Annotated in this window: 26 protein-coding genes; 11 read left to right on the top strand and 15 right to left on the bottom strand. The window is 59.6% G+C overall.

Features of this window, described 5'->3' with window-relative positions:
• Positions 1-10 precede the first annotated feature (10 nt).
• The 8 genes from AC3QLZ_RS15605 (at position 11) to fliR (ending at position 5,573) form a co-directional block, all read left to right on the top strand.
• A complete protein-coding gene (locus AC3QLZ_RS15605; RefSeq protein ID WP_014236835.1) occupies positions 11-1,132 on the top strand; it encodes a flagellar hook-length control protein FliK in 1,122 nt (373 codons plus the stop codon).
• 64 nt (positions 1,133-1,196) lie between these two features.
• Positions 1,197-1,727: a flagellar basal body-associated protein FliL gene (gene fliL / locus AC3QLZ_RS15600; protein WP_014236834.1), complete on the top strand. Its 531-nt coding sequence runs from the start codon at positions 1,197-1,199 to the stop codon at positions 1,725-1,727.
• Positions 1,728-1,740: 13 nt separating this feature from the next.
• The gene (gene fliM, locus AC3QLZ_RS15595) at positions 1,741-2,745 is read left to right on the top strand and encodes a flagellar motor switch protein FliM (RefSeq protein ID WP_014236833.1); all 1,005 of its coding nucleotides are present in this window, start codon (positions 1,741-1,743) and stop codon (positions 2,743-2,745) included.
• Complete coding sequence (gene fliN, locus AC3QLZ_RS15590; RefSeq protein WP_014236832.1) at positions 2,738-3,175, top strand: flagellar motor switch protein FliN; 438 nt, start codon at positions 2,738-2,740, stop codon at positions 3,173-3,175. The genes fliM and fliN overlap by 8 nt, the downstream gene beginning before the upstream one ends.
• 154 nt (positions 3,176-3,329) lie before the next feature.
• A complete protein-coding gene (fliO, locus tag AC3QLZ_RS15585; protein WP_157870603.1) occupies positions 3,330-3,776 on the top strand; it encodes a flagellar biosynthetic protein FliO in 447 nt (148 codons plus the stop codon).
• The gene (fliP, locus tag AC3QLZ_RS15580; protein WP_014236830.1) at positions 3,773-4,525 is read left to right on the top strand and encodes a flagellar type III secretion system pore protein FliP; all 753 of its coding nucleotides are present in this window, start codon (positions 3,773-3,775) and stop codon (positions 4,523-4,525) included. The genes fliO and fliP overlap by 4 nt, the downstream gene beginning before the upstream one ends.
• Positions 4,522-4,791: a flagellar biosynthesis protein FliQ gene (fliQ, locus tag AC3QLZ_RS15575; RefSeq protein WP_014236829.1), complete on the top strand. Its 270-nt coding sequence runs from the start codon at positions 4,522-4,524 to the stop codon at positions 4,789-4,791. The genes fliP and fliQ overlap by 4 nt, the downstream gene beginning before the upstream one ends.
• Positions 4,788-5,573, top strand: coding sequence for a flagellar biosynthetic protein FliR (fliR, locus tag AC3QLZ_RS15570; RefSeq protein WP_014236828.1), 786 nt, complete (start codon positions 4,788-4,790; stop codon positions 5,571-5,573). Before fliQ ends, fliR begins: the two co-directional genes overlap by 4 nt.
• 13 nt (positions 5,574-5,586) lie before the next feature.
• Here fliR and AC3QLZ_RS15565 read toward each other — a convergent pair whose 3' ends face one another.
• Genes AC3QLZ_RS15565 through flgB form a run of 12 tightly spaced genes read right to left on the bottom strand, consistent with a single transcriptional unit; the run spans position 5,587 to position 16,663 of the window.
• On the bottom strand, positions 5,587-6,051 hold the full coding sequence (locus AC3QLZ_RS15565) for a hypothetical protein (protein WP_014236827.1): 465 nt from the start codon (positions 6,049-6,051) through the stop codon (positions 5,587-5,589).
• Positions 6,051-7,019 (bottom strand): flagellar hook-associated protein FlgL, encoded by a 969-nt coding sequence (flgL, locus tag AC3QLZ_RS15560; protein WP_014236826.1) that lies wholly within the window; start codon positions 7,017-7,019, stop codon positions 6,051-6,053. Before flgL ends, AC3QLZ_RS15565 begins: the two co-directional genes overlap by 1 nt.
• A gap of 30 nt (positions 7,020-7,049) precedes the next feature.
• Complete coding sequence (gene flgK / locus AC3QLZ_RS15555; RefSeq protein ID WP_014236825.1) at positions 7,050-9,227, bottom strand: flagellar hook-associated protein FlgK; 2,178 nt, start codon at positions 9,225-9,227, stop codon at positions 7,050-7,052.
• Between the two features lie 57 nt (positions 9,228-9,284).
• Positions 9,285-10,283 (bottom strand): flagellar assembly peptidoglycan hydrolase FlgJ, encoded by a 999-nt coding sequence (gene flgJ / locus AC3QLZ_RS15550; RefSeq protein WP_014236824.1) that lies wholly within the window; start codon positions 10,281-10,283, stop codon positions 9,285-9,287.
• A gap of 42 nt (positions 10,284-10,325) precedes the next feature.
• Positions 10,326-11,459 (bottom strand): flagellar basal body P-ring protein FlgI, encoded by a 1,134-nt coding sequence (locus AC3QLZ_RS15545; protein WP_014236823.1) that lies wholly within the window; start codon positions 11,457-11,459, stop codon positions 10,326-10,328.
• Between the two features lie 22 nt (positions 11,460-11,481).
• On the bottom strand, positions 11,482-12,147 hold the full coding sequence (locus AC3QLZ_RS15540; protein ID WP_014236822.1) for a flagellar basal body L-ring protein FlgH: 666 nt from the start codon (positions 12,145-12,147) through the stop codon (positions 11,482-11,484).
• Positions 12,148-12,166: 19 nt separating this feature from the next.
• Positions 12,167-12,949: a flagellar basal-body rod protein FlgG gene (gene flgG / locus AC3QLZ_RS15535; RefSeq protein WP_014236821.1), complete on the bottom strand. Its 783-nt coding sequence runs from the start codon at positions 12,947-12,949 to the stop codon at positions 12,167-12,169.
• Positions 12,950-12,974: 25 nt separating this feature from the next.
• Positions 12,975-13,718 (bottom strand): flagellar basal-body rod protein FlgF, encoded by a 744-nt coding sequence (gene flgF / locus AC3QLZ_RS15530; protein ID WP_014236820.1) that lies wholly within the window; start codon positions 13,716-13,718, stop codon positions 12,975-12,977.
• Positions 13,719-13,752: 34 nt separating this feature from the next.
• Positions 13,753-15,108 (bottom strand): flagellar hook protein FlgE, encoded by a 1,356-nt coding sequence (gene flgE, locus AC3QLZ_RS15525; protein ID WP_014236819.1) that lies wholly within the window; start codon positions 15,106-15,108, stop codon positions 13,753-13,755.
• 15 nt (positions 15,109-15,123) lie between these two features.
• Positions 15,124-15,813, bottom strand: coding sequence for a flagellar hook assembly protein FlgD (locus AC3QLZ_RS15520; protein ID WP_014236818.1), 690 nt, complete (start codon positions 15,811-15,813; stop codon positions 15,124-15,126).
• A 19-nt stretch (positions 15,814-15,832) separates the two neighbouring features.
• Positions 15,833-16,237 carry a flagellar basal body rod protein FlgC gene (flgC, locus tag AC3QLZ_RS15515; RefSeq protein ID WP_014236817.1) on the bottom strand — a complete coding sequence of 135 codons (405 nt, stop codon included), beginning with the start codon at positions 16,235-16,237 and terminating at the stop codon, positions 15,833-15,835.
• A 12-nt stretch (positions 16,238-16,249) separates the two neighbouring features.
• Positions 16,250-16,663: a flagellar basal body rod protein FlgB gene (gene flgB, locus AC3QLZ_RS15510; RefSeq protein WP_014236816.1), complete on the bottom strand. Its 414-nt coding sequence runs from the start codon at positions 16,661-16,663 to the stop codon at positions 16,250-16,252.
• Between the two features lie 171 nt (positions 16,664-16,834).
• Between flgB and flgA the strand changes: the two genes are divergently transcribed.
• The 3 genes from flgA to AC3QLZ_RS15495 all read left to right on the top strand — a co-directional run bounded on the left by flgA (position 16,835) and on the right by AC3QLZ_RS15495 (position 18,458).
• A complete protein-coding gene (flgA, locus tag AC3QLZ_RS15505; protein WP_014236815.1) occupies positions 16,835-17,554 on the top strand; it encodes a flagellar basal body P-ring formation chaperone FlgA in 720 nt (239 codons plus the stop codon).
• A gap of 108 nt (positions 17,555-17,662) precedes the next feature.
• The gene (gene flgM / locus AC3QLZ_RS15500) at positions 17,663-17,953 is read left to right on the top strand and encodes a flagellar biosynthesis anti-sigma factor FlgM (RefSeq protein ID WP_014236814.1); all 291 of its coding nucleotides are present in this window, start codon (positions 17,663-17,665) and stop codon (positions 17,951-17,953) included.
• 37 nt (positions 17,954-17,990) lie between these two features.
• Positions 17,991-18,458 carry a flagella synthesis protein FlgN gene (locus AC3QLZ_RS15495; protein WP_014236813.1) on the top strand — a complete coding sequence of 156 codons (468 nt, stop codon included), beginning with the start codon at positions 17,991-17,993 and terminating at the stop codon, positions 18,456-18,458.
• 75 nt (positions 18,459-18,533) lie between these two features.
• On the opposite strand, the gene motD is transcribed toward AC3QLZ_RS15495, so the two are convergent.
• The 3 genes from motD to AC3QLZ_RS15480 are packed head-to-tail and all read right to left on the bottom strand — an operon-like array spanning position 18,534 to position 20,863.
• Positions 18,534-19,385 carry a flagellar motor protein MotD gene (gene motD, locus AC3QLZ_RS15490; protein WP_014236812.1) on the bottom strand — a complete coding sequence of 284 codons (852 nt, stop codon included), beginning with the start codon at positions 19,383-19,385 and terminating at the stop codon, positions 18,534-18,536.
• 4 nt (positions 19,386-19,389) lie between these two features.
• Entirely contained in the window at positions 19,390-20,130 is a 741-nt protein-coding gene (locus AC3QLZ_RS15485) for a flagellar motor protein (RefSeq protein ID WP_014236811.1), read from the bottom strand.
• On the bottom strand, positions 20,123-20,863 hold the full coding sequence (locus AC3QLZ_RS15480; protein ID WP_014236810.1) for an RNA polymerase sigma factor FliA: 741 nt from the start codon (positions 20,861-20,863) through the stop codon (positions 20,123-20,125). The genes AC3QLZ_RS15485 and AC3QLZ_RS15480 overlap by 8 nt, the downstream gene beginning before the upstream one ends.
• Between the last annotated feature and the right edge of the window lies 1 nt (position 20,864).

The following is a 20,864-nucleotide window of genomic DNA, read 5'->3' as shown; positions in this document are numbered from 1 at the left end:
AGAGATAACCATGCCCAGCCCTGCCGTTGCCGCCCCCGTCAATATGCCTCCCGCCATGGCAGGGGCCGCCAATGCTGCCGCTGCCGCTTCTAGTGCCAGCAACAGCGGCGATGCATCGGCTTCGGCGGCGATCAATGGCCCGATTGGCGCCGATTTCGCCGCCCTGCTTCTGGCCCAAATGGGTACTGCGGTAGAAATGGTGGCGGGTGGCGACATCGCCGCCAATACCGAGTCCGCTGAATTGACGGAAGAAACAACCGACCCCACCGCCAACGCCAGCGACATGTCGGCATTGTTTGCCGCCCTCGCCTTTACGCAGACCCAGCCGACAACACCGGCAGCCCCGATTCTGGCCAAGGAAGCCAGCAACGGCCCGCTGACAGCGCCGGAACTCAAGATCGGCGAAGGCACCGGTAGCGCCAAGGGAGCCGACCCCCTGGCTGCACAAGCAGAGGGTGGAGTGCCATCCCCGGTCATCGGCGGTAGCGCTGCGGAGAACAGCGGCAACGATTTTGGCAACAAGCCTGGCGGCAAAGCGGCAAACATTGCCGCCTTCGACACCACACTGAAGCAAATCGAGGCCAAAACGGACATTTCCGCCCCCGTGCTGCCGGATGCGCCGCCGGCCGTGCATGCCGCCCATCCGGCCCACGGCAGCGCCAATACTACTTCCTCCGTGACTCAGGCCCGGGTCGACACGCCGGTGCGGGACCCGGCCTTTGGCCAGGAATTCAGCCAGAAAATCGTCTGGCTTGCCGGCCAGGACAAGCAGTCCGCCCAGCTGACCCTGAATCCGCCCCAGTTGGGACCGGTGGAAGTCAGCCTGAAGATCAGTGGCGACCAGGCCACCGCCGTCTTCTCCTCACCCCACGCCGAGGTGCGTGAAGCCATTGAAGCCGCCCTGCCCCGTCTCCGCGAAATGATGGGCTCGGCCGGTCTGGAGTTGGGACAGGCCAACGTCAGCAGCCAGTCTTTCCAGCAGCAGCAACAGGAACAGGCCGCCCAGAACCAGGCCGGCGCCTCCCGGGGCGGCAGCACAGGCGGTATACTTGCGGAAGGTGGCAATGAACCGGCTACAACTACAGGTACCGTGATTCGCCAGAGCAACGGCCTGGTGGACACCTTTGCCTGAGACAGACGGCCCTGCCGATAAAAACACGACCGCCAAAGCGGCATGACAAATAGAGGAGTCCACTATGGCGAAAGCCGAGGCCAAACCGGCCGCTGAAGGTGAACAGGCGCCAAAGAAAAAGGGCAAGCTGCTCATCATCATCATCGCTGCTGTCGTCCTGCTCGGCGCCCTGGGCGCGGGGGCCTTCTTCATGCTCGGTTCCTCCAACCATGATGAGGACGAAGAGGTTGCCGCCGATGCACCCAAGGCCAAGAAGAAGAGCGGCAAGGAATCCCCGCCCGTCTATGTGGCCCTGGAGAACTTTACGGTCAATCTGGTGCCCGACCAGGGAGAGCAGTATCTCCAGGTGGCGGTATCCATCGAACTGGGCGATGCTGCGGCCGGTGAGCAGATCAAGCTGCACATGCCCAAGCTGCGCAACAAGGTGATGCTGCTGCTGTCGAGCAAGAAAGGCTCCGACCTGGTTTCCAAGGAAGGCAAGGAAACCCTGGCCGAGGAAATGAAACAGGAAATGAACGGCGTTCTCGACCCTGCAGGCAAGGGCAAGGACGGCCCCATCAAGGAAGTGCTTTTCACCTCCTTCATCATTCAGTAGAAACCGGAACCCAATGTCCCAGGATTTCCTGTCCCAGGAAGAGGTCGACGCCCTGCTCAAGGGCGTGACCGGCGAAAGCGACGAACCGGAGCAATCCGGCGACGCCGAGGCCGGCGTTCGCGCCTACAACCTGGGCACGCAGGAACGCATCGTGCGTGGGCGCATGCCCACCATGGAGTTGATCAACGAGCGCTTCGCCCGTTATCTGCGCATTGGCCTGTTCAACTACATGCACCGCAACGCCGAAATTTCGGTGGGCCCCATCAAGGTGCAGAAGTACAGCGAGTTCATCCGCAATCTGGTGGTGCCGACCAACCTCAACCTGGTGTCGGTCAAACCCCTGCGCGGCACGGCCCTGGTGATCTTCGATCCCAACCTGGTGTTCCTGGTGGTGGACAACATGTTCGGCGGCGACGGTCGCTTCCATACCCGGGTCGAAGGGCGGGACTTCACCGCCACCGAGCAGCGCATCATCCAGGGCATGCTCAACGTGGTTTTCGGCGAATACGAGCGTTCCTGGAAGCCGGTGCACGAACTGAAGTTCGAGTACATCCGCTCGGAAATGAATTCCCAGTTCGCCAACATCGCCACCCCTTCCGAAATCGTCGTTTCCACCTCCTTCACCCTGGAATTCGGCGGCGCCACTGCCGACATGCACATCTGCATGCCCTATTCCATGGTGGAACCGATCCGGGACCTGCTCTACAGCACCATGCAGAGCGACCAGCTATCCACCGACAAGCGCTGGGTGGGCACCCTGCGCCGGCAGTTGCAGACGGCGGAAGTGGAGCTGGTGGCAAATCTGGCCCATGCCACGGTTTCGCTGCGGCAGGTACTGAAGATGAAACCGGGCGACGTCATCCCGGTAGTCATTCCCGAGGTCCTGAACGTGGAGGTCGATGGTGTCGCCATCATGGAATGCAAATACGGCCAGCAGAGCAACCAGTACGCTCTCAAGGTAGAACGATTCATCGCGGCGGATAACCCCGACGCCCCGCAGGGAGAAGCCAATGGCTGACGAAAACACCGAGAACCCCCAGGACGCGGCCGACGCCATCGGCGAAGACGATTGGGCCGCCGCCATGGCCGAGCAGGCCATCGCGGAAAGCACCCCGGAAACCCCGGCAGCCCAGCCGGCCGACATCTTCCAGTCCTTCGGCGGCGCCGATGCCCAGAGCGGCATGATGCGCGAGCTGGACATGATCCTGGACATCCCGGTGCAACTCACCGTGGAGCTGGGCCGGACCAAGATCACCATCAAGAACCTGCTGCAACTGGCCCACGGCTCCGTGGTGGAACTGGATGCCCTGGCCGGCGAACCCATGGATGTGCTGGTCAACGGCACCCTCATCGCCCAGGGGGAAGTGGTGGTGGTGAACGACAAGTTCGGTATCCGCCTGACGGACATCATCACGCCCTCCGAACGCATGCGCAAACTGGGCCGCTGACCCCGCCAGCCACCGCTTCGGTGCCGAACCGCCCTCATCCACAGGTGAGCGGCGGTTTTTTATTTCCGGTGCATGGATTAACATAGCGGCCATCCTTACCGGGAATCCGGCCCTTCATGCCGCCGCCCTGCGGCTTCAACCCATATCGACGCCCGTGCCCCAACCCCCCCGCATTCCTTCGACCACGGCAGGCCTCCTGACCTTGCTGGCGCCGACGCTGGCCCTGGCCCAGAGCGCCCCGGCAGCAGCTCCCGGCGTCTCCGGCAGCAGCGTCGTGCAGGCCTTTGTCGGTCTGCTCATCATCGTTGGCCTGCTGCTGCTCGCCGCCTTTTTCATGCGCCGGATCTATGGCGGCCGCCCCTTTGGTCAGGGCCCCATGAAGTTGCTGGGCGGCATCGCCGTCGGCAACCGGGAGCGCATCCTGCTGGTGGAAGTCCAGGACACCTGGCTCATCATCGGTCTCGCCCCCGGCCAGATCCGCACCCTGCACACCCTGCCCAAGGGCGAACTGCCCCAGGGGGCAACCGGTCTGCCCGGTACTCAACCCTTTGCCCACTGGCTGAACCAGGTGATGGCACGTAAAACCGATAGTACTCAATGAATCTCGCAAAACTCCGGCCCCTGCTGCTGCTCGGCATCCTGCTGGCCCCCGCGGTCGCCCTGGCCCAGGCTGGCGGCCTACCGGCCTTCAGCAGCACCCCCGCCCCCGGCGGCGGACAGAATTACACCCTGTCCATCCAGACCCTGCTGACCCTTACGGCCCTTACCTTCATTCCGGCCGTACTGCTGATGATGACCGCCTTCACCCGCATCATCATCGTCCTTTCCATGCTGCGCCATGCCATGGGCCTGCAGACCACGCCGCCCAACCAGGTGCTGCTGGGACTGGCCCTCTTCCTCACCTTTTTCGTCATGTCCCCGGTGGCCGACCGGGTCTATACCGAAGCCTACGTGCCCCTGGCGGAAAACAAGATCACTTTCCTGCAGGCCCTGGAAAAGGCCGAGCAACCGGTGCGGGGCTTCATGCTGAAGCAGACCCGGGAAGCCGACATCGCCCTCTTCGCCGGATTTGCCGGCATCAAGAACATCGAGAGCCCGGACAAGGTGCCCCTGCGCATTCTGGTCCCGGCCTTTGTCACTTCGGAACTGAAAACGGCCTTCCAGATCGGCTTCATCATCTTCATCCCCTTCCTCATCATCGACATGGTGGTGGGCAGCGTCCTGATGTCCATGGGCATGATGATGATGTCCCCGGTCATGGTGGCCATGCCCTTCAAGATGATGCTGTTCGTCCTGGTGGACGGCTGGCATCTGGTGCTCGGCTCCCTCGTCCAGAGCTTCGCCACATGACCCCCGAAACCGTCATGAACATCGGCCGCCAGGCGGTGGAGGTGACCATCCTGGTTTCCTCACCCGTGTTGCTGGTAGCGCTGGTGGTGGGCCTGTTGATCAGCATCTTCCAGGCAGCCACCTCCCTCAACGAAACCACCCTGTCGTTCGTACCCAAGATCATTGCCATGTTCCTGACGCTGATCTTCGCCGGCCCCTGGATGCTGCAGATGATGACTGACTACATCCAGCGCCTCTATTCCAGCATCCCGAGCCTGATTGGATGATCAGTGTTACCTCCGCGGAACTGAATGCCTGGATTGCGGCCTTCATCTTTCCCCTGGTCCGCATCCTGGCCTTCGTCGCAGCGGCACCGGTATTCAATAATGCGGCGGTGCCGCGGCGTGTTCGCCTGATCCTCGGGCTGGCACTAAGCGCAGCAATCATCCCCGCGGTACCTGCTCTGCCCCCCATCGAACCGGCTTCAGGCATAGGTTTGGCGATCCTGGCCCAGCAGATATTGATCGGAATCGCCCTGGCGACGGTCATGCGTTTCGTTTTTGCCGGCATCGGCCTGGCCGGCGAACTGATGAGTTTTCAGATGGGGCTTGGTTTTGCCACCCTGTACGATCCGCAAAGCACGGCCCAGACAGGTGTTGTCGCCGAGGTGGTCACCCTATGCGCAACCATGGTTTTTCTCGCACTGAACGGACATCTGCTCATGATTGCCGGGCTGGTCGAGAGCTTCCAGAGTATCCCCATCGCCACCCCATCGGTCAGTGCCGGACTGTGGCTGAACCTGGCCGAAGCAGGTGCCAAGGTGTTCAGCATCGGCCTGCTGCTGTCATTGCCAGTCGTTATAGCCCTGATGATTACCAACCTCGCCTTGTCCATCCTCTCCAAGGCGGCGCCCCAACTCAACCTGATGGCGGTTGGTTTCCCTATCACATTGACCATTGGACTGGGCACCCTGGCGTTGACCCTGCCCTATATGGTGCCGCCGCTGACTCGTATCTTCGACGAAGGATTCCGCCTGATGCTGGAGGTATTCGTCCCCATCAAGCCATAGCAAGCCCACTCACTCAGGGGTTGCTGCGGGCCATCTGCACCAGCCCTTGGGCATACCGTTGTGCGATCGGCGTCGAAGATTCGATACCCTCGACATAATCCACCACCCGATAAGAAGCAAAGCCGTTTTCCCGCCGCAGTTGCTCTGCCCGCCGCTTGATGACCATCATGGCCTCACCGGAACCACCAGTGTGGAAACGCTTCATCTTCAGGTCCAGCACATAGACGTTGTCCGCCACCTTGGCCTCCACCACTTCCCAGTTCGGCGCCAGAGGGTCGTAGATGTTGTAGAGAATCCAGGCACCTGCGCCAGTAAGAACGATCTTCTCCAGGGAATAGGAGATGGTTTCGCTCAGCTTAATCTGTGAATTGGGTAGCAGAGAGGACTTGTGGGGATACGATCCGCCGACGCTGTCCCATCTGGCGCAACCCGCCAGCAAAAGACTGCCGGCAAGTGCAGTAACAAGCAGCTTACCCATCACAGCATGCTGAACAGGCTGAGGCTGGAGACGCTCATAAAGGCCTTTTGAGAAGCCTGGAGCTGGACCTGCTGCTTGCTCAGATCAGAAAGAGCAGAAGCGTAGTCCAGATCCCGCAGATCCGAAATGATTGAGGAATACTGGATGTCGATATCGGAACTGGCGCTGGCCAGCGAGTCAAGTTCGCCGAGCTTCGCACCCACAGTGGAACGCACGCTGACCGCATTGTCCTTGGCCGCATAGAGGTCATCCAGCGCACTGCTGATGGCACCGGGGAGGGCTGCTGCTGCTGCCGGATTATTGGCCACAGGCGTTTTCAATGTATCAATCAGGTTCTTCATGGTATCGAAGACACTCTGGTCTGACACGTTGCCATTGCGGTCCCGAACGCGCATGAAAATATCGACACCGGACTCGGTAATTTCCATTTGCCGGGAAGCATCCACCTGCAATTCACGGGTACCCTGGTCGCCAGCAAAAGTTACATAAGGATTGGTGTTGTTATAGGGACCGGTATTGGCAGTGATGCTGAAAGGACGGACAGTGGATTGATAACCGGAGAACAGGTAGTGGCCATTGCCATCCTGGCTGTTGCTCAGGGCCACCATCTCATCCAGACGAACCTGCAGCTCTTCTGCAATCGCGGCCCGGTTGGCATCGTTCAGGGTCGTGTTGCCGGCCTGGATGGTCTTATCCAGGACTTCCTGCAACACATTGACGGCGCTATTGAGCTGGGTTTCCACAAGCTTCAGGCTATCCTTGGCCTGGCCCTGGTTCTCCATGTAGCGCTTGTTCACCTCTTGTGCCTGGGTATTGATCAGCACCTGGGACGCGGCGACAGGATCATCCTCCGGCGTCACCACCCGGCGTCCGGAGGTAATCTGGTTATAGGTCTTGAGTTGGGCCGCCTGATTGTTCAGGATGCCGTTGGTCCCCGAACTGTAGATCATGTTGGTACTGATACGCATGATGGCTGCTCCTTAATCGCCGGCTGTCAATCAGCTGCGAATGGATAGAATCGTGTTGAACAGGTCGGAGGCAATGCTGATCATCTTGGCCGAAGCCTGATAGGCCTGCTGATACTTCAACAGGTTCGAGGCTTCTTCATCCAGGTTGACCCCCGACTGGGCTTCCCGGGCGGCAACCCCTTGATCCACCAAGGCTTGTTGCGCATCGCGGGTCACCTGGGTTTCCCTGGTCTTGTTGCCAATGGTACTGACCAGGCGGGCATAGGAAGCCTGATAGGTACTCGCGCCGCCATCCACCGTCCCCTGGGTCTGCAACTGCCCCAGCAGGTTTGCGTTACGGCCGTCAGAAACCCCGCCGGAATTGCGGTCCAGGGTAAAAGTATCGTTATCGGCCGGGTTGCCGCTGATTTCAAAAGAAATCCCGTTGATCGTGTATTTGGTCGAAGGGTTGTTATAGGGAACCGAGCCGGCAGAAACCGTATTGGTTCCGGATGCATCGGTATAGGTCACGGTCAAAGCCGTCGGCACGCCACCGATGGAAAAAGACAGGTTGCCCCCATTGAAGGTCATGGTGATGGTGCCTGCAGGTGCTGCAGCAGGATCCGTGTATCCGGGTGAAACGGTACTGGAAGAAATGACACCGCTGCCGGTATTACTGCTGCCGGAGCCGGAACGTACCGGCTGGGCAGCAGCAAAGAGGCGGGAATCGGCAGCGATTGCCTGGTTGACCGAAATATTCCGGGCAATTTCCCGGGTCGGCTGAATCAGGAACGAATCACCTGCTGCTATACCGGCGCTGATCGAAAAATTGATACCGTCGCTGGCGCCAACCGTCGCCGACAGTGCATTGGGATCAGCATCGCTCCATTGCTTGTTGTCAGCCAAGCGCGTCAGGGTATAGTTCGCTCCATCGTAGGTCAGGCGATAGTCGCTGGCGGTGATGTTGGTCGCGTAATGGGCCGACGTCATGTCCAGGGTCGTACCGGTATCGGCGTAAACCTGCTGCACCAGCGAGTTCAAGTCGGTATAGCCCGGCCACTGAGTACCATCGGAAGCACGAACGGCCGTGTAGGTTCCCGCGGTCTTATCGTAGGTCAGGCTGAACGCCCCGCCATTGAGAACCATGGGCGGCGGATTGACGAAGCTGGCGCTGACTGTGGCGGTTCCCGTGTTGAGGGCATTGGCCCAGGACTTGGGGTCGGAAATATTGAAAAAGTCCGCATTGAAATCCGCGTCGCCGGCCACGTTGCCCAGCATGTCCTGCCCCAAGGCGTGCTGGGCATTGAACGTCAGCGCCAAGGAAGCTGCCACCTGACCGAGGGAGTTGGCGGCCTTATCGAGGGACTCGCTGCGGAAGGCCAGCAAGCCACCCAGGTTGCCTCCGGTCACCAAGTATTCTGGTAGTTCCTGAACACCACCCACGGTACGCATGCCAACCACCATCCGCTGGGGGTCGGCAACAGAAGGCTGCACAGCCAGGGTACTGGCCTTGGTACCGACCACCAGTTGCTGGCCGGTACCAAAAAATACGCTGATCGCGCCGTTGGAGTCTTCGGAGGTAGTGACCCGCACTTCCTTGTTCAACTCGGCAATAAGCTGGTCTCGCTCGTCCAACAGGGCATTGGCGGGCTGGTTAACGGCAGCCTGTGCAGTGACAATGCGCTCGTTCAACTCGGCAATCTGGGTCGCATAGGAATTGATGGCGGAAACCGTGCTTTCCAGCTGGCTATTCACACCGGAATACATTGCCGTGAGTCGGGACTCCAGGTTCTGCAGCCGGGAGGTAAAGGTCTTGGCCGAGGAAACCAGGGCATCCCGGGAAGTGGTCAGAGCCGGATTGGAGGCAACCGTCTGCACCCCCTTGAACAAATCCTGCAGCGTCGGCGACAGGCCGGCCTTATCATCGGCCAGCATGTTATCGATCTGCTTGATCTGATCGTAGTACTTGGACAACTCGCTGGCCTTGGTCTGGGACTGGTTGATCTGGTCAGTCACCACCGAGTTGTAGATGCGGGTAATGGTATCCACCCGGGTTCCCTGGCCGATGAAGCCGGACCCGGTGGCAATGGAAATGTTGTTGGACTGACTGATGCGCTGCCGGTTGTAGCCCGGGGTATCGACGTTGGCAATATTATTGCCGGTCGTCAGCAGCCCCATTTGGGCGGCATTGATGCCGGTAATACCGATACCGAATAATCCGTTGGACATAGCGCACCTCGATTCCTGCCGTATTTAACGGCGAACTACCGCAAAAATTGAGGCAGGTCAGCCCTGAAGGGCCTGGCGCAAGGTGGGTCCATTGATGATGCGGCCTAGTTTGTCCGCATACATTGGGTCCGTGGCGTATCCTGCCTGTTGCAGAGATCGAGCAAACTCCATGCCATCCTGTTGCCCCAGGGCTCCCGCAAAGCGGGGGCGCTGCAGCAGGTTGGCATAGTCACGGAAGGCCTCGGCATAGGAACCGTAGGCACGGAATTTTTCCTTAGAGGTCTGGGCAACCCCATTCACATATTCGGTAGTGGTCGCCTCAACGGTAGCTCCCTGCCAGCTTTTGCCGGCTTTGACGCCAAACAGGTTGTAGCTGGAAGATCCATCCGCCCGACGTATTTCAGACTTTCCCCAACCGGTTTCCAGCGCCGCATGAGCCACCAGGAAATGGGCTGGCACACCGGTAGCCTGGGAGGCCTCTACCGCATGGGGCCATAGCCGATTGACGAAATCCTTGCCACTCGAAGAGGCGGAGGAGGACGCCCCAGGCGTCACCTGCGCGGCAGATTCGGCACTAGCAGCGGCAGGAATTGCCGAAGCGGTACGGGCTGCATTTCTTGCCGCAATCTGCTCCCTGGCCAGGGCAAGTGCCTGACGCATGGTCTCAGGCGACGAAAGGGCCGAAACAGGGGCAACACCCGCAGATAAAGACGAGGAAGAGGGACTCGTCGGATTATCGGCATCCGGCGGCAAAAAACGCCCCATCTGCTGCTCAATCAGTTTGGCAAACCCCAACTGCCCGGAAGACGACAGCTTCTGGGCCATTTGCTGATCCAGCATCGACGTGTAGAAGCGGGACTGGTCACTGTCAAACAAACCATCCTGGGGCAGGGTGTCGCGCATGCTCTTCAACATCATGTTGAGGAACAGGGACTCGAACTGCTCCGCCACCTGCTTCAGACCCTCGCGCGGGTTCTGTTTCAGTTTCAGGCGCAGGTCATCCGACTGTCGCACATCGACAGCCAGACGGGAGGCGGAGAGGTCACCGGATTTCATGATGGGTCAGATTTTAGGCGGTCCGCAGTTGCAGGTCACCCATCAAATCACTTCCAGTTCGGCACGCAGAGCACCGGCCGCTTTCATGGCCTGCAGAATAGCCAGCAAATCCTGGGGATTGGCGCCCAATGCATTGAGGGCCTTGACCACGTCTGCCAGATTGGCACTGGCCTTCACGCTCTGCAGCGCCCCGGCATCCTGCTTGATCTGGATGTCCGCCTGGTTGGTCACCGTGGTCTGCCCGCCTGACAAGGCGTTGGGCTGACTGACGTTCGCCTGGTTACCGATCACGACATTGAGATTGCCGTGGGCGACGGCGCAGGCATCCACATTGACCGACTGATTCATCACCACGGAACCGGTCCGGGCATTGACGATCACCTTGGCCGGCAACTTCATCGGCTGCACATCCAGGTTTTCCACCCGGCCCATAAAAGCCACCCGGGCATTAGGGTCTTCCGGCGCCCGCACCTGGATCATGCGTCCATCCAAAGCCTGGGCCACCGGACCGAAGTCCCGCGCCATCTCGCGATTGATTGCATCCACGATGCGCTGGGCCGTACCGAAATCGCTGGTGTTCAGCTCGTAATGGACGAAAGGTCCTTGACCCACCGGGGTCGGCACAGAGCGCTCGACAGTGGCACCACCAGCGACGCGCCCGGCAGAAAGATGATTGATCTGGGCCGAGGAACCTCCGGCAGAAGCTCCGGCACCGCCAACCACCACATTACCCTGGGCCATGGCGTAGACGTTGCCGTCAGCCCCCTTCAGGGGCGTCATCACCAGGGTACCGCCACGCAGGCTCTTCGCATTCCCCATGGAAGACACCGTAATGTCGATCTGTTGCCCAGGCTTGGCAAAGGGCGGCAATACGGCCGTCACCATCACGGCGGCGACATTACGCAACTGCAAGGACTGGCCGGGCGGCAAGGTCACCCCCAGTTGGGACAGCATGTTGATGATGCTCTGGACGGTAAAAGGCGTCTGGGTCGTTTGGTCACCGCTGCCATCCAAACCCACGACCAGACCATACCCCACCAGCTGGTTGTTACGCACCCCCTGAACGCTGGCCAGGTCTTTGATGCGCTCGGCCTGAGCCGGTTGCGGCAAGAACGGCAAAAGGGAGGCGGCAACAATTGCCACCCCCCGCAAGGTTTTCCCGATATTCATTGCCATGGTCCTTCTCCCGCGTTTTCTCCTAGAACGGGATAAAGGTAAGGAAGAATCGTGCCAACCAGCCCATGACCTGGGCTTCATTGATGATGCCAGAGGACTTGTACTCAATCCTGGCATCGGCCATCTGGGAGGAATTAACCGCATTGGCCGCTGTGATCATATAAGGATTGACCACCCCGGAGACCCGGACAAACTCCTGCCCCTGGCCAATCGCCACCTGCTTCTCCCCGGACACCAGCAGATTGCCATTGGGCAGGACCTCGATCACGGTGGCAGTCATGGTCCCGGTAAAGACATTGCTGCTGCCGGACTCGCCCTTGCCATCAAAGGTGTTGGAACTACTGGTCTGGGCATTCAAGCCCTGGAAGGACTTGCCCGGCACACCGGCCAGGGCGGTAACGGAAGCGTTGATGGCCCCGGTTTTCTCGGCACTGGTGTTGCCCTTGATGGAGGCCTGGGTGTTTTCCACGATATTGACGACGATGGTATCGCCGACAAAACGGGCCCGACGATCCTCGAACAGGGGACGGCTGGCAGTCTGCATGAAGATACCGCCGTTGTTGGTCGCCAAGTCGTTGCGCGGCTGGGGCCTGGCAGTCATGGGCTGGTGCACATTGGTCGGCGGCACGGAGGCGCAGCCGGAAAGCAATGTCAGCAATCCAATAATGAACGGCAGGGACAGTTTCATGGCTTTTCTCCCTGGTGGCTTACATCTGGGTCAGACGACTAAGCATCTGGTCGGAGGTGGAAACCACCTTGGAATTGAGTTCGTAGGCCCGCTGGGTCTGGATCATGGTCACCAGTTCCTCGGCCACATTCACGTTTGAGGTTTCCACATACTTCTGGTTGAGCACGCCGAGGCCATTGGTTCCCGGCGTGTTGGGCGTAGGCGTGCCGCTGGCTGCGGTTTCCAGGAAGAGGTTTTCCCCCACGCTCTGCAAGCCAGCCGGATTGATGAAACTAACCAACTGCACGGAGCCGATCTGGACCGCTGCAGTATTTCCCGGCTGGGTCACGCTGACCGTACCATCCTTGGCAATGGTGACGGAGAGCGCATTCTGGGGAATGGTGATATTCGGCTGCAGGGGATAGCCGCTGGCCGTCACCATCTGCCCCTGATTGTCCTTATGGAAGGAACCGTCACGGGTATAGGCCGTAGAGCCATCCGGCATCAGAATCTGGAAAAAACCGGCGCCGTTGATGGCCACGTCCAGATCATTCCCTGTCTGCTGCAAATTGCCCTGGGTGTGGATGCGCTCAGTGGACACCGGCTTAACACCGGTACCCAATTGCAGGCCGGCGGGAATCTGGGTCTGCTGGGAGGATTGGGCACCAGGCTGACGCATGGTCTGATAGAGCAGATCCTCGAACACCGCCCGGGACTTCTTGAAGCCATTGGTGGAAGTGTTCGCCAGGTTGTTGGCAATCACGTCCATCTGCATCTGCTGGGCATCGAGGCCGGTGCGGGCAATCCAGAGTGAGCGGATCATTTGTTATTCCTTGCGTTGGCCAAAATTAGCGGGCGGCGGTCAGCAACTGGCCAGCGGCCTTGGCGTTGGCATCTGCGTTCTGCAGCATCTTCATTTGCATGTCGAACTGGCGGGCAATGGAAATCATGTTAACCATGGCATCCACCACATTGACGTTGCTGCCTTCTAGGGTTTCCGGCGCCAGGCGCACATTGGCATCCAGATTGGCCGGCTGGCCGTTCTTCTGGCGAAACAGGCCGTCAGCGCCCCGCTCAAGCTGATCCTCTGGAGGATTCACCAACTTCATGCGGGCCACGATATTGGTGGTGTTGGGCACCCCAAAGGTGGGGACCACGGAGATCGTGCCATCCGGCGCCACAGAAATACTGGAATCTGGCGGGATGCTGATGGGACCGCCTTCGCCGAGTACATTCTGACCGTCTTTGGTCTGCAATTGACCGTTGGCATTCACGTCCAGGCTGCCCGCCCGGGTGTAGGCCTCCTTGCCATCGGCGCCCTGGACGGCAATCCAGCCCTTGCCCTGCACGGCCACATCCAGGGAACGGCCGGTATACATCATGGGCCCCTGATCCATCACATCCTTGACCGAAGCATCCACGGTAAAGGTGCGGGTGGCGAACCCCTCCCCTTGCACCGGCACAGCCCGAAAATGGTGCTCCTGAGAACGATAGCCAGAGGTGGCCGCGTTCGCCAGGTTGTGGGCCACTCCAGCCTGCCGCATGAAGGCATGCTTGGCACCGGTCATGGAGGTGTAGATCAGACGATCCATAGGGGCTCAGTCCAGTTGCTCAGAGATTCAACGATTAGCGCAGATTGACGATGGTTTGCATAATCTGATCCTGGGTCTTGATGGTCTGGGAGTTCGCCTGGTAGTTGCGCTGCTGGGTAATCATCTTCACCAGTTCGGACGTCAGATCCACGTTGGACTCTTCCACCGCATTCGATTGCACTTCCCCCAGACGACCGGTGCCCGGAGCATCCACCGTCGGCTGTCCGGAAGTGGAGGTTTCGATCCACTGATTGCCGCCGATGGCCTGCAAGCCATTCGGATTGTCGAAGCTCGCCAGCACCATCTGGCCTACATTGCGTGTCTGGCCGTTACTGTAACGCCCCTGGATAACGCCATCCTTGCCGATATTCAGGCCCGCCAGATTGCCGGAGCTGTAGCCGTCCTGAACCCGCCGGTTGGTTGCAAAAGCGTCACCATACTGAGTCGTGCCGGCCAAGTTCAAATTGAATGTCATGGGAGTGGTTGCTCCCCAAGTCACACGTCCCAGATTAGTTGCAACCTGATCCAGATCAATGGACACAGGAATCTCGGGCAATGCCCCACCAGCTGCTGGATTGGGTGCAACAGGCGCACCGCCGATGGTTTCAAGCTGCCCCACACTATCAAAAGTAATTAGGATAGGTGTCGCCAAGTTGGGCGAGTCACCTGCACCATCCATTCGGGTACCGTCCACGTTAGTGTAAAGCTCCCACTCCCGGGGATTGGCCGTCTTGACGAAGTACATCGTCATGGTATGCGGATTCCCAAGAGAGTCGTAAATGGTCAGACCCGTTGAATAGTTGTAGCCCGCCGGGTCAATGTTCGGCTCCCCACCGGCACCGACAGAGAAGGTTTTGTCGGTTACCCGGGAGTCCAAATTAACAGCAACTTGGGCCCCGGCGTATTCGCCACCGGTACTGGAACCGGTCGCCACCGGCGACAATTTCAGCAGATCGGCCGTAACCTGAAGCTCCCGCGGATTCTGCTGCCGGATGGAACCGTCCATGCCGGCCGGATAACCCGTCAAGCGCAGATTCTGGTCATTGACGATATAGCCGTTCTTGTCCAGATGGAACTGACCATTGCGGCTGTAACTGATGGCGCCATTCTGACTGAGACGGAAGAAGCCGTTGCCGTTGATGGCGATGTCCAGGGTATTGTTGGTGGTGGACACGTTGCCTTGGGTAAATTGCTGGACGATGCCCGACAAGTTGGTACCGATACCCACCTGGTTGGCGCCGCCAGCCCCGAGGGTCGACGCATAGACATCGGCAAAATGCGCATCCGCCGACTTGAAGCCGACAGTGCTGGAGTTGGCGACGTTGTTACCGATGACGTCCAGTGCCTTGGAAGAAGTGTTGAGGCCACTCAAGCCTTGTTGGAATGCCATATTGTTCTCCTGCCCTTACAGAATCTGGCGAACGTCGTCGTAGTTGATCAAGGTCCCGGTTCCCACATCCAACTGGAAACCGCTGGTCCCACGGACTACAGCAGAAACTGTGCCAACCTGTAGTGGTTGAGACGTGACCTTGGTATCGCCTTTGGTCGCCTCCACCGTCACCGTGTACACACCATTGGCAGAGACAGTGCCGGCCTCATTCTTTCCATCCCAGGCATACAGGTGGCTACCGGCCTTGGTTGCTCCCATATCCACTTTATTGACCACCACGCCATTGGCATCCTTGATGGTCAGCACCACCTTGTCGGCATCGCTTTCCAACTCGAAACCACCGACAGCCTGGCCGTCAGTGAGGCCAATATTGCCGCCGGGCACCAGGACATTTTTGCCGAGCATTGCCGCCGCCTGCATGGACTGGCCATCGTCGTAGATGTTGAGAACCTTCTCCAGGGTGGAGTTGAGCTTTTCAATGCCGCTGACGGTGTTGATCTGGGCCAGCTGGCTGGTCATTTCCGCGCTCTGCATCGGATTCAACGGATCCTGGTTCTGCAGTTGGGTCACCAGCATGGTCATGAACTGGCTCTGGATGTCGTCAGCCGTCGTGGACTTTTTGCTCGTCGTTTTATCGGTCGCCACGCCATTCAGAGAGGCATACGGGTCCGTAATGGCGGTATTGGAAGAAGTACTGGTTGCCATGTTGCTCTCCTAAATCTGGTTACTGGCCCATGGCCAAGGTACGCATCAACAGGGTTCTGGCCGTATTCATTACGTCGGCATTGCTCTGGTAGGAGCGGGAGGCGGAAATCATATTGACCATCTCCTCCACCACATCCACATTGGGCATGGAGACATAGCCCTCGGCATTGGCGGCCGGATTTTTGGGGTCATAAACCATCCTGGGCGGCGCCGCACTCTCCACCACCTGTTTCACCCTCACTCCCTGGGCCGACTCATTGCCCATGGGCGTGGCTTCGAATACCACCTGTTTGGCGCGATAGGGAGTGCCATCGGCACTGGTAATGCTGTCTGCGTTGGCCATGTTGGAAGCAACTGCATTCAGACGCACAGACTGGGCCGTCAGAGCGCTACCGGCCACATGGAACATGTTGAAAATACTCATGAACTAGACTCCTTACTGTCCGCTCTGGCCTTGAATCGCCGACAACATGGTCTTGAACTGACCACCGATGAACTGCAGACTCGCCTCGTACTGGACAGCGTTCTCGGCAAATTTGGCGCGCTCGATATCCATATCAACGGTATTGCCGTCAGCGCTGGGCTGATTGACCGTGCGATACATCAGGGAAGCGGGGCCTGCACTGCTGGTGCCAGAAATATGCCGGGGCGAGGTGGTACTCATGCCCAGGTCGGACTGCCCCTTGCCGGCCAAGGCATTTTGCAAGGCAGAGTTGAAATCAATGTCCCGCGCCTTGAAATTCGGGGTGTCCGAATTGGCAATATTGGCAGCCAGCACCTGTTGGCGATAGGCACGCAGCCCCAACGCCTGGCGGTTGAAATTTATGGTTTGATCAAGTTTGCTGACCATGGCTGCCATCCGGAAATAATTAGCTGAGCTAGCAATGCACTTTTCGTGCCACACAAAACCACCCCTCTGAGGCAAGAAATTACAGAGGGGGGCGCAACAAGCAGCCATGTTTCGGCAACTTTTGCCGCCTGGAGTACCCCGCCATTCCCTGTCCTAAGGCAAAATAGCGACATGCTGCTCCCTTTCAGAATCTTTGCCCTTATCCCCACCTTAGTGCTGGCGCTGACCCTGCATTTGCAGATCGGCAATGCCCATGCCCAAACGCCTACGCAGAATGGGGACGTAGTCATCAACGCGGTGGACCAATTTCTCCGCACACAGACCAAAGGGCTCCCGGGGCGGGTCCAGTACACCATCACACCTCTCGACAGCCGCACCCAGCTAGCCGCCTGCCCTGCGGTTGAGGCCTTCCTTCCCCCGGGCGCCCGCCTCTGGGGGCGCATTTCAGTAGGGGTGAAGTGCCTCGGCGATGCCGGCTGGAGCATCTATGTGCCGGTCCAGGTCAGCGTCACAGCCAACTACTTGGTGGCCGCCCGCCCCCTCTCACCCGGGCAACCCCTCACTCTCAATGATGTCGTTGCCCAGAGCGGCGACCTGGCCGGATTACCAAGCGGCGTCGTAACAGATGTACAGCAGGCCGTCGGCAAGACCTTGCGTAATGCCATTTCCGCCGGCCAACCTTTGCGGGCCGAGATGCTGATGGCGCCGCTGGTCGTTCAACAGGGTCAAACCGTAAAGATCATGTCCCGTGGCTCTGGCTTTTCCGTAACCAGCGAAGGGCGCGCCATGAACAACGCAGCCGAAGGTCAGATCGCCCAGGCACGCCTGGCCAACGGACAAACGGTGAGCGGCATTGCCCGGCCCGGCGGCATCATTGAGATCGGCCATTAGCCGCAGCCGGACAAGATTCAATGCCATCAGCCACACCAAAAAAACGCTAAAGTTTCTGCAGGTTTGTGCCGTTAAATCCAGCAAGATGAAAGCCTGAAAGGGTTCGCCGTGAAAATTGAATCGTCTCTCGCGCCCGCCGGCACCCCCGGGGTTGATACGCAGAAGCGCACGACCAAGCCACAGACCAAGACCGAAGCCAGTTCCGGGGATGTGCAATTGAGTTTCGCCGGACGGCTGCAGTCCCTGGAAGAGCAGGGCAACGCTCCGGTGGACAATGCCAAGGTAGCCGCTATCAAGCAGGCCATTGCAGAAGGGCGCTTTTCCATCAACGCCGACGCCATTGCGGACCGCCTGATTAATTCGGCACAAGAATTGCTGAGGAAGCAGGACCAATCCTGATCCGGCGCCCGCCCTCCTCCCTATGAATCAAGCGACGATGACCCTCAAATCCCTGTTGGAAGGCGAACTTGCCCAGATGGGGGATTTCATCAAGCTGCTGAAGGAAGAGCAAGGCGCCTTGACTGCCGGGGATACCGAAGCCCTGGAGGCCCTCAGCGCCACCAAGGTTGCTTTGGTGCAAACCTTGAATCGTAGCGGGGAAGCCCGTAACGTCGTGCTCAGAAGTGCGGGTCTGGAAAACGACCGCCCGGGCGTAGAGGCCTGGATTCGGGGCAACCCGAAGGATTTCGCCGTTCAGCAATTGTGGAACAGCCTCAAAGTCGCCGTGGTGGAAGCCAGGGAACTCAACCTGCTGAATGGAAAGCTGATTGCCATGCGCCTGCAGCACAACCAGCAGACCCTGAGCGCTTTGCTGTCCACCTCCGCCACTCCCCAGAGCAATCTCTACGGCCCCGACGGTCAACCGACCCAACTAAGTGGCCGGCGCATCATCGACGCCGCCTGAACCTCCGGTTCCGGGCTCCCCGTTCCCGGAGCCCCCCCCTGCCCTCCCGTTTTACTTTACTACTCCAAGGCCCCTCTATCTGGCAGGAGTCGCGATGCCCGCTGGCGAAGCAGGAGGAACACCGGCCGGCGGCGCCATGGGCGCCTGAGGAGTCGGAGCGACCACGGCAGGTTTTTCCGGCAGCATGGAATCAATCAGGATGCTGACCCGCCGGTTCCGGGCCCGCCCTTCCACCGTCTCATTCATCTCGACCGGCCGGGTTTCGCCGTAACCGATGGCTGTCAGATGGGTAGGAGCGACTCCGGCATCGACAAACAACCGCAGCACCGTGGTGGCCCGCACCGCGGACAACTCCCAGTTAGACGGGAATTGGGCGGTCCGGATGGGGATGTTGTCGGTATGTCCTTCGATGGTGATGGGGAAATCGGTCGGCGCCAGTACCTCACCGACCGCCCGCATGGCCCGGATGGAGGTCTGTTCCAGCTGGGCCTGACCTGGGGCGAAGAGAATGCTGTCGTTGATTTCGATAGTGACGCCACGGGCCGTTTCCAGCACCCTGACCTTGCCCTGCTGCACCAGGGGCGCCAGGACGGCAAAAATGTCCTTGGCCACATTGCGCATCTTGTCCCGTTGCTGCTGTTTGGCCTCGACGACCTTGGGATCCTCCTTCACCACGATCTGCTTGACCACACTGTCCGGCGTCCGCTTGGGCACGACCGTGATGGCGCCCCCATCGACGATGGAGGGGTTCTTGAAGGCAGTGATCAGGGAATCCGATAGCACCCGGTACTTGCCCTCGTTCACCGACGAGATGGCGTACATCACCACGAAGAAGGCAAACAGCAGGGTAATGAAGTCGGCGTAGGAAACGAGCCAGCGCTCCAGATTCTCATGCTCGTCCGCGTGCTTTTTATTGCGGCGTCCCATGGGATCAGCTCACGTAACCCTGGAGGCGGCTCTCGATGATGCGCGGGTTGTCGCCGTTGGCGATGCCGACCAGGCCATCCACCAGCATTTCCCGCAGGGTCACCAGGCGGGCAATATGAGCCTTCAGTTTGGTGGACATGGGAATCAGCACCAGGTTGGCCATGCCGACGCCGTAAATGGTGGCCACGAAGGCGACGGCGATACCGGCCCCCAACTTGGAGGGATCGGACAGGTTCTCCATCACGTGGATCAGACCCATCACCGCGCCGATAATGCCGATGGTGGGAGAGAAACCGCCGGCGGATTCCCAGAACTTGGCACCGGCCTTCAGTTCCTCTTCATAGGTGCCGATTTCCACCTCCAGCACCTCCCGCAGACGTTCCGGCTCCGCACCGTCCACCAGCAGTTGCAACCCTTTCTGGATAAACGGATCGCGCAACTGGGCGATGAATCCCTCCAGGGCCAGCAGGCCCTCGCGCCGGGAGACATGACTCCAGTCGGAAATGCTGTTGATCATCCAGGCGTGATTGACCGCCGGCGGCACCCACACCCACTTGAGCATCTTGAAAGCCCGGACCACGGTGGATACGGGACTCTGCAGCAGGACGGCACCGAAGGTCCCCCCCAGCACGATCATGGCGGCGGTGGGCTGCAGCAGGGAGCCGAGGTGCCCGCCTTCGAGAATCTGCCCCCCGATGATGGCACCAAGCCCCAGGAGCAAACCGATAATGCTTATGCTATCCATGGCGTTTTTTCTTCTTTCCTGAAGTCTCACCCAGAACCTTGGCCCGCAAGCGGGCGATGGCCTGACTATGCAGCTGACAGACGCGGGACTCGGTCACCCCCATGACTTCGCCGATTTCCCGCAGATTGAGGTCCTGCTCATAGTAGAGGGCCATCATCAATTTTTCCCGTTCCGGCAACTCGCCGATGGAAGCCACCAGGGTCTGCCGCAGGCTCTGCTCCTCGAGCAGGCGCAGGGGATCGGCATCGTGATCCGTCAGGTGGCGCTCCAGGAAGCCCTCCTCGCCCTCTTCGGTGAAGTCCTCGAAATAGAGCAGTTGGTGGCCCCGGGCTTCGCCCAGCATTTTCTGGTAATCGGCCAGGGACATGTCCATGGCTTCGGCCAACTCTTTTTCCGTGGGAACACGGCCGTGCTCCTGTTCGAGTTGGGTGATGGCTTGTTCGATGCGGCGCAGGTCCCGGCGCAATCCCCGGGGCAGCCAGTCGTTCTCCCGCAGGCCATCCAGCATGGCCCCCCGGATGCGCTGCGCCGCGTAGGTCTCGAACTGGGCGCCGTGCCCGGTCTCGAACCGGTTCATGGCATCCAGCAGACCGATCATCCCGTTCTGCACCAAATCCTCCACCTGCACACTGGACGGCAGGCGTGCCATCAGGTGGTAAGCGATGCGCTTGACGAGAGGAGCGAAGCGCTGGACGAGCTGTTCCTTGTCGAGCTGACCAGCGGCGTTATACATA

Source organism: Azospira sp. MPR-LB4 (assembly GCF_058809525.1).
The sequence above is the reverse complement of the archived record's forward strand: the minus strand, read 5'-3'. Positions and strand labels throughout refer to the sequence as shown.

What these genes read in the sequence shown, in the direction of transcription:
- AC3QLZ_RS15605 (WP_014236835.1), top strand. Translation starts at nt 11, where the DNA reads ATGCCCAGCCCTGCCGTTGCCGCCCCCGTCAATATGCCTCCCGCCATG.
- fliL (WP_014236834.1), top strand. Translation starts at nt 1,197, where the DNA reads ATGGCGAAAGCCGAGGCCAAACCGGCCGCTGAAGGTGAACAGGCGCCA.
- fliM (WP_014236833.1), top strand. Translation starts at nt 1,741, where the DNA reads ATGTCCCAGGATTTCCTGTCCCAGGAAGAGGTCGACGCCCTGCTCAAG.
- fliN (WP_014236832.1), top strand. Translation starts at nt 2,738, where the DNA reads ATGGCTGACGAAAACACCGAGAACCCCCAGGACGCGGCCGACGCCATC.
- fliP (WP_014236830.1), top strand. Translation starts at nt 3,773, where the DNA reads ATGAATCTCGCAAAACTCCGGCCCCTGCTGCTGCTCGGCATCCTGCTG.
- fliQ (WP_014236829.1), top strand. Translation starts at nt 4,522, where the DNA reads ATGACCCCCGAAACCGTCATGAACATCGGCCGCCAGGCGGTGGAGGTG.
- fliR (WP_014236828.1), top strand. Translation starts at nt 4,788, where the DNA reads ATGATCAGTGTTACCTCCGCGGAACTGAATGCCTGGATTGCGGCCTTC.
- AC3QLZ_RS15565 (WP_014236827.1), bottom strand. Translation starts at nt 6,051, where the DNA reads ATGGGTAAGCTGCTTGTTACTGCACTTGCCGGCAGTCTTTTGCTGGCG.
- flgL (WP_014236826.1), bottom strand. Translation starts at nt 7,019, where the DNA reads ATGCGTATCAGTACCAACATGATCTACAGTTCGGGGACCAACGGCATC.
- flgK (WP_014236825.1), bottom strand. Translation starts at nt 9,227, where the DNA reads ATGTCCAACGGATTATTCGGTATCGGTATTACCGGCATCAATGCCGCC.
- flgJ (WP_014236824.1), bottom strand. Translation starts at nt 10,283, where the DNA reads ATGAAATCCGGTGACCTCTCCGCCTCCCGTCTGGCTGTCGATGTGCGA.
- AC3QLZ_RS15545 (WP_014236823.1), bottom strand. Translation starts at nt 11,459, where the DNA reads ATGGCAATGAATATCGGGAAAACCTTGCGGGGGGTGGCAATTGTTGCC.
- AC3QLZ_RS15540 (WP_014236822.1), bottom strand. Translation starts at nt 12,147, where the DNA reads ATGAAACTGTCCCTGCCGTTCATTATTGGATTGCTGACATTGCTTTCC.
- flgG (WP_014236821.1), bottom strand. Translation starts at nt 12,949, where the DNA reads ATGATCCGCTCACTCTGGATTGCCCGCACCGGCCTCGATGCCCAGCAG.
- flgF (WP_014236820.1), bottom strand. Translation starts at nt 13,718, where the DNA reads ATGGATCGTCTGATCTACACCTCCATGACCGGTGCCAAGCATGCCTTC.
- flgE (WP_014236819.1), bottom strand. Translation starts at nt 15,108, where the DNA reads ATGGCATTCCAACAAGGCTTGAGTGGCCTCAACACTTCTTCCAAGGCA.
- AC3QLZ_RS15520 (WP_014236818.1), bottom strand. Translation starts at nt 15,813, where the DNA reads ATGGCAACCAGTACTTCTTCCAATACCGCCATTACGGACCCGTATGCC.
- flgC (WP_014236817.1), bottom strand. Translation starts at nt 16,237, where the DNA reads ATGAGTATTTTCAACATGTTCCATGTGGCCGGTAGCGCTCTGACGGCC.
- flgB (WP_014236816.1), bottom strand. Translation starts at nt 16,663, where the DNA reads ATGGTCAGCAAACTTGATCAAACCATAAATTTCAACCGCCAGGCGTTG.
- flgA (WP_014236815.1), top strand. Translation starts at nt 16,835, where the DNA reads ATGCTGCTCCCTTTCAGAATCTTTGCCCTTATCCCCACCTTAGTGCTG.
- AC3QLZ_RS15495 (WP_014236813.1), top strand. Translation starts at nt 17,991, where the DNA reads ATGACCCTCAAATCCCTGTTGGAAGGCGAACTTGCCCAGATGGGGGAT.
- motD (WP_014236812.1), bottom strand. Translation starts at nt 19,385, where the DNA reads ATGGGACGCCGCAATAAAAAGCACGCGGACGAGCATGAGAATCTGGAG.
- AC3QLZ_RS15485 (WP_014236811.1), bottom strand. Translation starts at nt 20,130, where the DNA reads ATGGATAGCATAAGCATTATCGGTTTGCTCCTGGGGCTTGGTGCCATC.
- AC3QLZ_RS15480 (WP_014236810.1), bottom strand. Translation starts at nt 20,863, where the DNA reads ATGTATAACGCCGCTGGTCAGCTCGACAAGGAACAGCTCGTCCAGCGC.